Consider the following 12,261-nt stretch of genomic DNA (forward strand, 5'->3'; position numbering starts at 1 on the left):
TTTATGACCGGAGGCCGAGCGCGCACAGCGCCGCCACGGAATTACGCCGTCGATCCTGAGAAGTGGCCGGATGCCCGAATTAACGGGGAGCCTGCCGCCGCCGTGGTCCAGACGATTGCCCGCCGCCTCGCTGCCGCCCTCGGTGACCGGCCGGAGCTCTCGCTGCGCGCTTTGGCCGCCCAGAGCGACGTCGGCAGGCAGACCATCGGCGATCTGCTGGCGGGAGCTGGCTGGCCGGATGTCCTGACGGTCTGCCGGCTGGAGCACGCTCTGGGGCTTGCGCTCTGGCCCGGATCGGATGCGACTAAATGTGTTCATGACTGAACCTCGTCTGTCTGTTTGAGATCAGTCGTGCACGGTCCATCGCATGACGACGCGGATTCGCTGTAGTGCCACCGTCGGCGGCGCTAGAGTGAACGTGCACGACGGACCGGAACTCTGATAGGGGAAGCGTCCGTTCGTGTGTTTGGGCGGTCTCCCTCGACCGGTAATCGAGGGAGACCTGCTTATTGGGTTGGGGGCGTGCCCAGTCGAATCAAGCAGCCCGGGATGCCAACACGGCCTGATACATCCCCGGTGCTACGTTTTCCACCTCGCCAAGTTGCTTCATGCGGTTGAGGGTTTTCCCCACGGATGAGCGGACGGTTGCGTCCGCTCCCGGACGTACGGCTGCCGCGATATCCGTGATCGACATCGCCTCCTGGGCGGCGCACAAGAGCGTGAGGATCGCATCACGCATGCTTCCGTTGCGCGGCGGCCCCAGAGTTCGAGCATCGGGGTCCGGACGCGCCTCGTCCGCCGGCAGATCCTCGTCGGCGGCAGAATCGGCCTCCCTGGAGAGCGGAGTGGTCGACATGTCCTCGTCGCCAGTCGGCTGCTCTTCGGGGGCATCAGCGGATTCGGCGTCCTGGCACATCATCGCGTGCACCGCCTCCAGGGTGGCCAACTCACAACGCAGCGAGGCGATCAGTTCCTCCACCGCATGCCGGGCCAGGCCGACATAGACACCCTTGTCCGACGAAGACGCGCCCGTCCGGTATCCCGCCATGGTGAACTCCCAAGAGAAGGCCGGTGCCAGTTTAGGGACGGCACACTGTGGCACGCACTGAGTTCCTGTGAGGCGCCGACAAACAGTCAGCAGATCACCCAAGTGCGTCAAGTCCAGCGGGATTTGCGGCAAGACTCGGCCATCCTCGACCCAAAAAGCGACTGGTTGGAATCTTGCGATGTCGCACCGGATCCGTGTGGCGTACCGCCACGAACTCTGACGGTGTAGATCCGCCGAAGGTCCCGGTCCCCGGGAGCTTCCGGGCGCTACGGTTCCTTCATGATGGATGTCAATATTCCGTCGGCGACCGACCCCCTGGCGTCGGTGACGAAGGCCTTGGACGTTCTCGTCCTAGCCCATGACCGGGGGGAAATCGGTGTTACCGAAACCGCCCGGGAACTCGGCATCTCGCGCTCCACTGCACACCGCATCCTGGTCACCCTGCAGCACGCGGGTTTCGTACGCCACGATCCGGGCCAGCGCGGATACTCACCGGGGCCGCAGCTCGTGCGCATGGGACTGGACGCGATCGCCCACCTGGACATCCGCCGACAGGCCCGCAAACCAATGGAAGAGCTGTCCGAGAAACTGCAGGAGACGGTATGCCTGTACATGCTCGACGCAGCAGTCGTCCGGGTACTCTACGGAGTTGAGTGCCGCCGGCTCCTGCGCGTCAGCGTTCCGCTCGGTCAGACTCTTCCCGCCCACGTTACGGCCGCGGGCAAGGCGCTGCTCGCACTGTGTGATCCGGCACGTGTACGCGGGACTCTGCCGGCTGCGCTCCCCGCCACGGCGGCAGCGAGCATCACCGAATGGCCTCTGCTCGAGGTGGAGCTGGAGGAGATCAGAGTCCGCGGGTGGGCGGCAGACCTCGAAGAGAGCGCGCACGATCTGCACGGCGTCGCAGTAGCTGTCCGCAACCGCATCGGAGAGCCGCTCGCTGCGATCTCCGTGCACGCACCCGCCGTACGCCTGCGAGAACAGGACATGCCTGCGGTTGCCACGGCCCTACAGGAGACCGCTACCACGATCGCCAGGGCAGAGTGACAACGGGTGCTGGGGTGGTGGAACTTCAAGGCTCCAACGTGATCCGCCCGTCTGGGATCCATCCCTCCAGGTATCCCGTCAGCAGCACGTCTACATCCGGCAGATCACACCGTGTGCACAATTTCGGCCACTGCTCGGGCCCTGCCCACCATGTTGCTCCCTTCCACGACAGATGTTCAGGTGGGCCGACAGGCGCAGCGAGACGAAATATGAACACGTGTGCCTCGCAGCGGCTCCGGCCGACTGGAACAGGAACCTGAGCCCACCGGCATCCCTCGACGACGCCCCTGCGCACTGGCATCGCACCGACCATGTCGAGCAGCACTCGTGCTGCCGCCTCACGGTAGGGTTCTGCGTCTCGTGCGGGTTCTGAAGGAAGGACCCATTGGGAACGGCCCCCAGGAAGTTCATCTGCCACCAAGGCAAGCCGCCCATCTAGACTCAGTACCGCGACGAACGCGACCCGCCGCATCCTGGGAGCCGGCACGGCGGGGATTCCCGAACCCACGACCGCGTTCAGGAAAACAGGCATGGATCGATCCTGACATGCGGCCGCTTAACCGGCCACTTGCAGTTCGTGGCAACGAGAGTCCTTCCCGGAAGTCCAGGCCACGCCTTGGTCTCGCTCTGGAGACAGTGGCGGTAATCGCACAGAGACTGCAGCCTCCGGATCGTGCCTCCAGAGATGAGCGAAGCCGTCCCGCCCCGCAGGTGCCGACCCGGGCGAAGGACGCCGTACCGCTGCGGGGGCTGGCCGGGGTCCGCTGAGAATTGAGGTCCGTACGCGGTGGCGCACTGCGGAGTCGTACCCAAATAGAGAGGTTCTGAGGTGCGGCGTCCTCCCAGGTGAGGAGGGTCACGTTCGGGGTGGTGGTGTACGGGTTCCGCCTGATCAGGGGATTTGTGCCTGGGGTCGTACTTCCCGGGCTGGCTGCTGGAGCGCCGGCGGCGGGCCTAGCAGGCGCGTGTCTCGGTGGTCACCACCGCCTTCCCGCTGGGCGTCTCAACCCACCCGGTCACCAAGCTCGCCGAGTCCTTGGGCGTGACCCAGTTGTCGAAGTCGCAGGTCGGCGAGATGGCCGAGCCTTTCGACGGGCGGGTCACGGAGTTCCGCAATCGCCCGCTGGACGCCGGCCCCATTCGTTCGTCTGGCTGGCGCGCTGACGCAGAGGGTCCGCGAGGGCGGCCGGATCGTGAACGTGCACTGCCTGGTGGCGGCCGGCGTCAATGCCGAGGGCCAGCGACAGGTCCTGGACCTGGACGTCGCGGCCGCCGAGGACGGGGCGGGGTGGCTGGCGTTCCCACGCGGCCTGTTCGCCCGCGACCTGACCGGAGTCCAGCTGGTGGTCTCCGACGCCCACGCCGGCCTTGTCGAGTCGATCGGCACCGCGCTGCCCGGCACCGCTGCCGTCCCCACCACACCCGCAACTTGCTGAGCCAGGTTCCGGAGGCGGGCCAGCCGTGGGCGGCGACCTTGCTGCGGACGGTCTTCGAACAGCCCGACGCCGATGCCGTTCGCCATCGGCTGGCATCGGGGACCCATGCGTCCAGTACCCCGAACCTGCTGGTTTCCGGGCAGGACACATAGGCTCCCGTTCCCGGGCTTCGGTCGGGATCGGGCTATGGGTGCCGGACAGCTGCATGGTGATCGTTTCGGCTCGTTGGGGTCTTGGCGCAATTAGGAGAAGGTGCCGTCCTGGTTGTCGGAATCGGGGACCCCGCTGCCGGCCTCGATCTGACGCGCGACTGACGGTTGTCGGGGAATGTTCGACGACGCTTCCATGATGTACACACTGCGACGAATCGCTTGCGTTGTGTACGCCGTCAACATTCGACTCATTGAGCGCATTCGAGCTCGCGTGTACGGTGGGTGGCATGAAGGAACACGCCGCGCCACCGGCCGGTCCGCTGGTCACCGGCTCCGAGGTCGCTCGGCTCGCGGGAGTCACCCGGGCCGCGGTCTCCAATTGGAGGCGTCGCTACGACGATTTTCCCGCACCTGCGGGCGGCGGTGCGAACAGTCCTCTCTTTGCCCTGGCCGACGTGCAGGCGTGGCTGGGTCGGCAGCATAAGGGACAGGGTGTCTCCGACGAGGTCCAACTGTGGCAAGTGCTGCGGGGGGCTTATGGAAACGAGATCATCGGAGGGCTCGTCGACGTCTTTTGCTTCCTTGGCGGCGGGGAGCCAGCTCCAGGGCTCACGGAGGATGCGGTTCGGTTGGCGCGGGAAGCGGCTGCGGGCGCCTCGGTGGCCGAACTGGTCGGCTCCCTGACCGAACGCTTCACCGACTCGGTGCGCCGGGCCGGATCGGATCAGGTCACTTCGCCTCGCGTTGTCCGTGCCGTGTGCCACTTCGTCGGCGAGGTGGCGAGTGACACGACGGTCTTCGACCCGGCCTGCGGTATCGGGACGCTCCTTCTCGCCGTCGGTCCCGAGCGGGGGGCCAAACGGTACGGGCAGGAGTCGGATGCGCGGAGCGCGGCTTTCGCGCAGCTGCGCGCTGATGTCACCGACCGCACCGGCGTCACCGTCGCCATCGGTGATTCCTTGCGAGATGACCAATGGCCTGATCTCAGAGCGGGACTTGTCGTCTGTGATCCGCCGGTGGGCGTCACCGACTGGGGTCGGGAGGATCTGCTCCTCGACTCACGCTGGGAACTCGGCACCCCCTCGCGAGCCGAAGGTGAACTCGCCTGGCTCCAGCACGCCTACGCACACGCAGCTCCCGGCGGCCGCGTTCTCATGGTCATGCCCGCCTCGGTCGCATACCGCAAGGCTGGTCGCCGTATCCGCTCCGAACTCGTACGGCGTGGCATCCTCACCCAGATCACAGCCCTGCCGTCCGGTACTGCGGCCTCGCATTCCCTCCCCGTTCACCTGTGGCACCTGCGCCGTCCGGAGTCTCCCGATGACATCCTGTCGTCCGTGCGCATGGTCGACCTGACCGCGAGCGATCCTGAGGGTTCCCTGGAGGCTGGCCCCGGCCAGGTGGCGGACGTGCCGCTGATCAGCCTGCTGGACGATGCCGTGGACTTCACTCCCGGCAGCCACGTAAGGGAGTCCCATCGCGACTATGCGGCCGAATATCACGACCTGCGGAGGGAGCTGGCACAGCAGGTACAAGGGATCCTGGAGCTTCTGCCGGCGCTGGAGGTCGGCGGCAGCCCCAGTTCCTTGGACGGCCCCACCGTCAGTGTCGCGGAGCTCGCGCGCGCCGGTTTCGTCGAGTACGCGGATCCGGAACCGGTTTCGGTGAGCGACCAGCTTGACACCGACTATCTTCAGGGATTCCTGCGCAGCACGGCGAACACCCGCCGCTCCACCAGCACCAGCGGCACCTTTCGCTTCGACGGCCGGGGAGCCCGCATTCCTCAGATGGACATCTCCGAACAGCGCCGCTACGGAGTCGCCTTCCGCTCGCTCCAGGAGTTCGAGGAGCGTATGCGAAAGGTGGCCGAGCTGAGCCAAGCCGCTGCCGTACTGGCGCGAGATGGGCTTGGGAACGGCGCGCTTATTCCTGAGGATTGACAGAATGGGAGGTGGGTTCGCGCTCCCGTTTGACTAACCGTCATTTCCTCTGCGGTACGAAAGAGCTGGCCGAACCGCTCCACGACACAACCAGTGCCTCCCGGGCCCGCGTGCACGCCACAAACAGCAGGCATCGCTCCCGCAACAGGTCCGAGTCGTGCTGCAGTATGTCCACGTCGGCCGGTGTGATTTCGCGCGCGAAGGGGACCGCGCTCACCGTCACCCCTAGGACAGCAACACATCGGAATTCAAGGCCCTTCATGGCGTGCATGGTGGCGAGCCGCACTCCCTCGACGTCCGTCCCCGGGTTGTCCTTGACCCGGACCGCCGGCACCTTGGCCTGGGTCAGTTCGTCGTACACCTTGTCGAGGAGCAGGTTGAAGCGGGCGCACACACCGATCTCGGAAGCCCGGATGCCCTGGGCGATCCAGCCCTTGACGCGTTCCGCCAGTGCCGCGACCTCAGCCTGCTCGGAACCATACCCGTCCACCCGGGGGGGCCGGCCGTGCAGCAGTGAGCGGTAACCGGCCAGGGTGTCACTGCCTTCGCCGCCCAGTTCGGCGACCGACACCGGGCTGAGAATGCCGGTCGACCAGACGAGGATCTCCTCCGTGGAACGGTAGTTGATACGCAGACGGCTGGTGCGCCCGGCCACGAGGATCCCCAGCGAACCCAGGGAGACCTTCGAGTCGTAGATCCGTTGGTGCGGGTCGCCGGTGATGAAGAGGTCGTCGCTGCCGGACGCCACCGCGGCACGCAGGACACGCCACTGCGCCGGATGCAGATCCTGTGCCTCGTCTACCACGATATGGTCGTACGCCGGTGTGGACCGGGCCAGGAGCTCGGCCGCACGCGCGCACACCTGGAGGTGTGTGCTCGTTCCCCGGCCGCGCAGCATCGAGGTGAACAACTCGACAGCAGGCCACAGTTGCTCACGCCGCGCGGGCGACAGAGCGCTCCCGCGCCCGCGCCGGGACGCGGCGCGGTAGCCGTTCAGGTCGCGTACGTCCTGAGCAAGGATGACGTGCCGGTACTCCTGAGCCAGGAACTGCTCCGTCCAGGGCAGCCCGAGCTCTTTGACGACACGCTGCCACAGCTGCCGCTCCGCCCGGTCGTCGATGGGGGACGGGGCCTTGCCGTCAAGGCGGGTCACGACTCCGTGCGCGTAGGCGTTGACCGTCGTGACCTCCACGCGGCCGAGCAGCGCCGAATCGCCGTCGAGGAGGAGAGCGAGGTTCTCGCGGAGTGCGGAGGCCAGTGCATTGGTGAACGTGGTGAGCAGGACGCGGGCCTCGGGCGAACGCGTGAGGAGGTGCTTGACGCGGTGCAGTGCCACGACCGTCTTGCCCGTGCCGGGACCGCCCGTAACCTGTACCGGACCGCCGTACGACACCCGGTAGGCGACACGGCGCTGCGATGGGTGCAGGAACACCCGCCAGGCAGCGAACGGCTTCTCCAGAATATCGGTCAGTTCCTGCGGTCCGGTGACCAGGGTGATACGGCTGATGGTGTTGGCGATGGCCGAGGCGAGGTCCTCGTCCGGCTCGGGTGCCGCGTCGGCGGGACGGCGCACGGCGACCACGTCCCGGTACACCTCCTCGGCGCTGAACCCCTCGGCGAGGTATTGCAGGGCCTCGAACTGGTCCTCCGGGAGCAGCGTCCCGAACGCCTCCAGCTGCGGCTTGTCGATGACGGTCCGCACCGCCCGCAGGACCTGGTCGTCAATGCCGAGCTCGCGCAGCACGGTGTCGGAGTACTTCGTGAACAGCAGTGAGGGCGCCGCGGCAGCCGCCTTCTCCAGGGCAGGGGTCAGCTGCTCGATCGCGACCGCGTTGCGCACCTCAAGGCCGCGCGTCGCGGAGTTCGTCGTGTACAGCCGCTTGGCCGCCCAGGTGTAGGCGTCGTCGTGCGGGACGACATTGACGAGCAGGAACACGTCGCTGCCGTCGTCCGGCGCCAGGACGACGCCCCGCCAGAAGTCGTTGATGCGGATGGTCCGCATCCGTGGGTCGCGAGCATTGTTGACGGACTCCAAGTGCAGTCCTTTGTCCGCGTGCAGAGCGGCCACGGTGAGGTGCTGGAACTTCTCCATGGCCTTGCGCACGCCGGACTTGACGGGCTTCTCCAGGACGTCGTAGCTCTCCCAGAAGCTGTTGGCGAACGCGAGCTGCGGCACGAGACGGACTCCCCACCCTGGAAGGACACTGCGCAGTCGATCATACGCACGGAGTGGCGGTCAGCCGCTGGGCCACTGTCGCGATGTCCGCGAGCAGCCCGGCCGGCCCTTGGTCCAGATCGAGGGCGTGCTGATGGATGACGACACCCGCGTGCCGGACCTGATGCGCGGCGTGCGCGGCATTCCCTTTCGCGTACACCAAGTGGCCTTCCCGTAGTCCCAGGGCCGTGCAGTAGGCAAGCATCTGGTACAGGTCAGCGTCCGGATAGCCGTCCCGTTTCTCGGCTTTGTACTTGGCATCGACCACGGCAGACGGAACGTCGTCCGCCTCGTAGAGCACGAAGTCCGGCTTCATGCGGATAGCGGAGGCCTCGTCGAGGTGGTGCGGGTCCTGGAGGCGGGCGGTGCGGACCGAGCCGCGGAACGCCTCGCGGAGGGCGACCGTCACGAAGTCCTCGAAGAGCTTGTTCATGTCGAACAGGAACCCATCGATGTGCAGCCCACCCGGCGCATAGTCGGCCGATGCGCCGTCCAGCACGGCACGGGCCAGGTGCAGGGCGCGGTGGTAGCGGGAGTTGAGACGCGTGGGATGCCACGCGGGGATCGGCTGGCCGCGCACGATCGCCGTGACGTCGGCCAGCCGGGCGCGCTGGTGCAGGAGCTTGCGGCGCACGTCGCGCGGCACCCTGGGCAGCCGCAGCAGGCGTTCCACGGCCGTGCGCAGAATTCGGTTCTCCGCGATGTCGGTGGTGAACTCGTCGTACGCCACTTCCACGGGAATCGCAGCCCCGAAGTGGCGGCGGATCTGCTCGGCCTCGCGGATCCGTCCGCGTACGACAAGAGCGGTCTCCTCCGTCGCCCGGTACCCCTGAAGAAGGCCCTGCCGCAGAGCCCGGTCCACCTGCCGTTCCACGGCGTGGGCGAGCGCTGGCAGCAAGTCCTGGTGGCCGGCCACCTCCACCTCCCCGTCGCGCCAGCTGCCGCGCGGATCGAGGCTGTATCCGAGCAGAAAGAAGAGGCGGGCGATGGGCACCTTGGGAGTGACGCGGACGGTAACCGGCTCGCCGCCGCCCGGCACGGTTACGGCCACCGCCCCGACTTTGCTGCCCGCCCGCAGCAACCACTGCCCCGGCGTGTAAGGGTCGGGGGCGGCATCCACGATGCGTCCGGCGGCGAGAGCCCGGCCGACCGCGTCCGCGAGCGGGACGGACCTGGCCGGCGCGTGTTCGACGAGCTCTACGGTGGATGCGGATGTGGGTGCGGAGGTCACCTCAACAACTTTCGCAGCGCAGCGAGCCCGTACCGCTTCTCGATGTCGATGCCCTCCCCGTAGTGGTGTTCCTCCAGCAGCGGCAAGATCTTTGTCCGCCAGGTCCGCTCCAGACCACCTTCCCGATAGACCCCCTTCTTCATCAGATAGGAAGGACCGATCCGGAAGTCGGGATCATCGATACGAGAGTTGAGTGCGTCGAGCAGATCAGCGGGCCCAGGACCTCGCATCTCCCTGGCCAGCCAGCGCCGCAGCAGCCCGCTCGTCGGTTCGGTGCGTGGAGACAGCTCCACGAAGGCGAAACGGCGCCGCATCGCAGCGTCCACGAGTGCGATGGACCGGTCGGCGGCGTTCATCGTGCCGATCACGAACAGGTTCGAGGGCAGCGCGAAGTCATCACCCGAGTAGGGAAGCCGGACCGACTTGTTCCGGTACTCCAGCAGGAAGTACAGCTCACCGAACACTTTCGCCAGGTTGGCGCGGTTGATCTCGTCGATGATCAGGAAGTGTGGGATGTGGCGGTTGCCCTCACGGGCCGCGAGGTCACGCAAGTCACGCAGCGGCCCGGCGGTGAGCCGGAACGCGACCTCCTTGGTGTCCGGGTCCTCTCTCGGCCGGAAGCCCTCGATGAAGTCCTCGTACGCGTACGCCGGATGGAATTGCACGAGCTGCACCTGCTCGGGCCCGCCGCCGAAGAACTCGGCGAGCTTCAGCGCGAGATACGTCTTGCCCGTGCCCGGCGGACCGTACAGCACGAGCTGCCGCTCGTCCGCCAGCAGATCACGCACCTCGCTCAGCCAGGCCTTGTCGTGCACCAGAAGCTCGGCGGCCAGCTCGTCCGTGGGCTCGGGCAGCTCGGGCTCACGACGCGCGGTAATCGCCTGGATTGCCACGCTCGGGTCACGCTCTATCGCTTCGGCCTCCTCCGCCAGCTCTTCGTCACTCCTGCCGAGCCCTTCGACGAGAGCAAGGACGGAGGTCAGGTCGACCACATCGTGCTGGACGGACAGCTTCTGTTGGAGTTCCTCCGGCAGCACGTCGTACGGGACCCCGCTGGGATCCCAGTCGGCTCGCCGCCGCAGATTGGACAGACTGCCTTCGGATTCGACCTGTTCGGCGTCCCCCGAGACCGTGCCGATGAACAGCTGCCCATTGGAGATGGTGCAGACCGTGTCGCCGTGTCGCATCTGGGTGAGGAAGTAGTGCAGCTCGTCGATCATTGCCTGCTTCTGGCCGTAGGAGGCGCTCGCGTCGTAACCCTCCTCGACGTACCGCCGCAGGGTACTCTTGGTCGGCTCTTCCCCGACCCCCTGCGGCAGGTGCGAGGCCGCCAGAGTGAGCCACCCCTCCGGCACCCACAGCCGCTTGACGAGGTCGCGGCCCGACACATTGGAGCCACGGACCAGCCAGGCCTTGCGCGGGGTGCGCCAGGAGGAGCCGAGGTAGTCGACCAGAGGGAAGCCTTCCGCTGTGCGCCACTCGGACAAACCATCGGAGCTGCGCCCCGTTACGACCGAACCCGCAGCCGAGGGGGAGTTGCACTCGATGTCCCGGGTGGTCTCCAGATACCCCGGCCAGCGTTCCGACTCCTGGATGCCGTCGTCTGTCACCAGCCGGTCCCGCTGCTCCGCGGCGTGGCGACCGATGCCGGGCAGCGTCTGCGAGCGCACCGGCGAACCTGCGAGCACCAAGAACTTCAGGCTCCCGTTCATTCCCTTCTCGGGCAGGACGCGCCCACGAGCGTACGGCCCTTCGTTCGGCAGCCGCAGCCGGAACTCCGGGTACTCCATGCGCTCGTCGGACATCGTCGCCGCTCCATTGGTCTTGGCAGAAGATCTACCGAAACGGTAGGGGCTCCCACTGACAGTCGGTTCTGATAGTCGCTCCGGGGCCGCGCGACCAGTGCCGCCGGGCGCCCGGTCCCTGGGGAGGTTCGCCGCCGCGCATCGGGCGTGAGGAGTGGTCGCGGTTCGCGGCGCGTTCCTCAGCTGAGTTGTTCCGGTGGTCATGTCCACCGCCGGGACATCGGGTCAGTGGAGGTCGGGTCCACCCGCCTCGACTATCTCGTCGAGCAGACTGATCTCCTCATCGGCATTGTCAGGGACGTCCGGGCTGATGTCGGGAAACGATCCGGATGCCTCCTCATCAGCGAGGTGCGGGTGCTTCTCCAGGAGGAACCGCCGCCGGTATGCCATCTCGGCGGCGTCGACGATCCCCTCCAGAGTGGTCCAGTTGAGAGTGCTTCCGATGACGATCCCGAATGCGGGTACGGCCTTGCCGAGCCCCTTCTTCGTGAGGCGGAAGCCGAACGCCTTCGCGAACTGCTGGGAAACCTTGGTGACAACCGCGTCGTTCAGGACCTCCCACGTCTTGCCGCGGAAGAGTGCTTGGGTGAGCCGCGAGATGTCGGCCATCGCGGCGTTCTTGGCGGTGGCCGAAGTTGCCGTCCCGACGTTGACGACGGACATCACGAAGAGCTTCTCGGCGGGCTCTTCGGGGTCGTAGCCGTAGAACAGCGAGACCTGGCCGACGGCGCGGGACGCGAGTCCAAGGACGACTGCGGCGTCGGCAAGAAAGGCACCGGTGATCGCACCTCCCGAAGGCGCTGCCGCGGCGCCGGCGGAGGCGGCGATGACAAGCTCTCCTCCAGAGATCACAAGGCCCGCACCCGCTCCCGAGAGCGCCGCGGCGGCCGGGTAGTACCAGCCCGCCGCACGTCCGCGGACTGCGTCGACCTGTTCGAGATCGAGGTGGCGCAGGTCTGAGAGCGATGCGACGTTGTGCCCGTACTTCTTGTGAAGCGCCACAACGCGTTTGGAGGAGAGTCCCGCTCGCGAGGCCCGCCCCACCGTCTGCCGTATGGACTGGACGGCAGTGCCACCCCAGTCCGGGAGAGCATCGGCGGCTCCACGCGCTCCAGCGCCAGCCTTCTGAGCACCCTTGGCGACGATCCCCTGTCCACGTGAAACCGCCGACTTGGCCCGTGGGTGGTTCTCCAGTTGCTTCGCGGCACGCTTGCCGAGTTCCGAGAGGCCGTTGGCCACTTGGTCGCCGGCGTTTCTCATTGCTCGGGACAACGGGCGGCCCTTGAATTGTTGGACGGCACGCCATGCGTCGAGCTCATAGTCAGAGGGCAGTTGATCGGGCTGCTGCGGGTAGTGCGGGTTGCTCATGGTCCCCCCTGAGACGTGG

General features: G+C 66.9%; 8 protein-coding genes and 1 pseudogene. 4 read left to right on the forward strand and 5 right to left on the reverse strand.

What is annotated here, in order from left to right; genetic code table 11:
• The first annotated feature begins 3 nt into the window (after positions 1-3).
• On the forward strand, positions 4-324 hold the full coding sequence (locus tag OHS57_RS31050; RefSeq protein WP_328584041.1) for a helix-turn-helix domain-containing protein: 321 nt from the start codon (positions 4-6) through the stop codon (positions 322-324).
• A gap of 211 nt (positions 325-535) precedes the next feature.
• On the opposite strand, the gene OHS57_RS31055 is transcribed toward OHS57_RS31050, so the two are convergent.
• Positions 536-1,048: a hypothetical protein gene (locus OHS57_RS31055; RefSeq protein ID WP_328584042.1), complete on the reverse strand. Its 513-nt coding sequence runs from the start codon at positions 1,046-1,048 to the stop codon at positions 536-538.
• Positions 1,049-1,327: 279 nt separating this feature from the next.
• Here OHS57_RS31055 and OHS57_RS31060 point away from each other — a divergent pair, with 279 nt between their 5' ends.
• From OHS57_RS31060 to OHS57_RS31070, 3 genes and pseudogenes are all read left to right on the forward strand, one after another.
• Entirely contained in the window at positions 1,328-2,095 is a 768-nt protein-coding gene (locus tag OHS57_RS31060) for an IclR family transcriptional regulator (protein WP_328584043.1), read from the forward strand.
• A 910-nt stretch (positions 2,096-3,005) separates the two neighbouring features.
• Positions 3,006-3,623: pseudogene (locus tag OHS57_RS31065) on the forward strand (transposase); the annotation flags it as partial.
• 347 nt (positions 3,624-3,970) lie between these two features.
• On the forward strand, positions 3,971-5,623 hold the full coding sequence (locus OHS57_RS31070; RefSeq protein WP_328584044.1) for an N-6 DNA methylase: 1,653 nt from the start codon (positions 3,971-3,973) through the stop codon (positions 5,621-5,623).
• Positions 5,624-5,663: 40 nt separating this feature from the next.
• Here OHS57_RS31070 and OHS57_RS31075 read toward each other — a convergent pair whose 3' ends face one another.
• The 4 genes from OHS57_RS31075 to OHS57_RS31090 all read right to left on the reverse strand — a co-directional run bounded on the left by OHS57_RS31075 (position 5,664) and on the right by OHS57_RS31090 (position 12,242).
• Complete coding sequence (locus OHS57_RS31075) at positions 5,664-7,799, reverse strand: UvrD-helicase domain-containing protein (protein ID WP_328584045.1); 2,136 nt, start codon at positions 7,797-7,799, stop codon at positions 5,664-5,666.
• A gap of 40 nt (positions 7,800-7,839) precedes the next feature.
• Positions 7,840-9,069 carry an McrC family protein gene (locus OHS57_RS31080; RefSeq protein ID WP_328584046.1) on the reverse strand — a complete coding sequence of 410 codons (1,230 nt, stop codon included), beginning with the start codon at positions 9,067-9,069 and terminating at the stop codon, positions 7,840-7,842.
• Positions 9,066-10,874: a DUF4357 domain-containing protein gene (locus OHS57_RS31085; protein ID WP_328584047.1), complete on the reverse strand. Its 1,809-nt coding sequence runs from the start codon at positions 10,872-10,874 to the stop codon at positions 9,066-9,068. Before OHS57_RS31085 ends, OHS57_RS31080 begins: the two co-directional genes overlap by 4 nt.
• A gap of 225 nt (positions 10,875-11,099) precedes the next feature.
• Positions 11,100-12,242 carry an EcsC family protein gene (locus OHS57_RS31090; protein WP_328584048.1) on the reverse strand — a complete coding sequence of 381 codons (1,143 nt, stop codon included), beginning with the start codon at positions 12,240-12,242 and terminating at the stop codon, positions 11,100-11,102.
• Between the last annotated feature and the right edge of the window lie 19 nt (positions 12,243-12,261).

Origin of the sequence: Streptomyces sp. NBC_00370 (assembly GCF_036084755.1) — a bacterium.
Classification (GTDB): domain Bacteria; phylum Actinomycetota; class Actinomycetes; order Streptomycetales; family Streptomycetaceae; genus Streptomyces.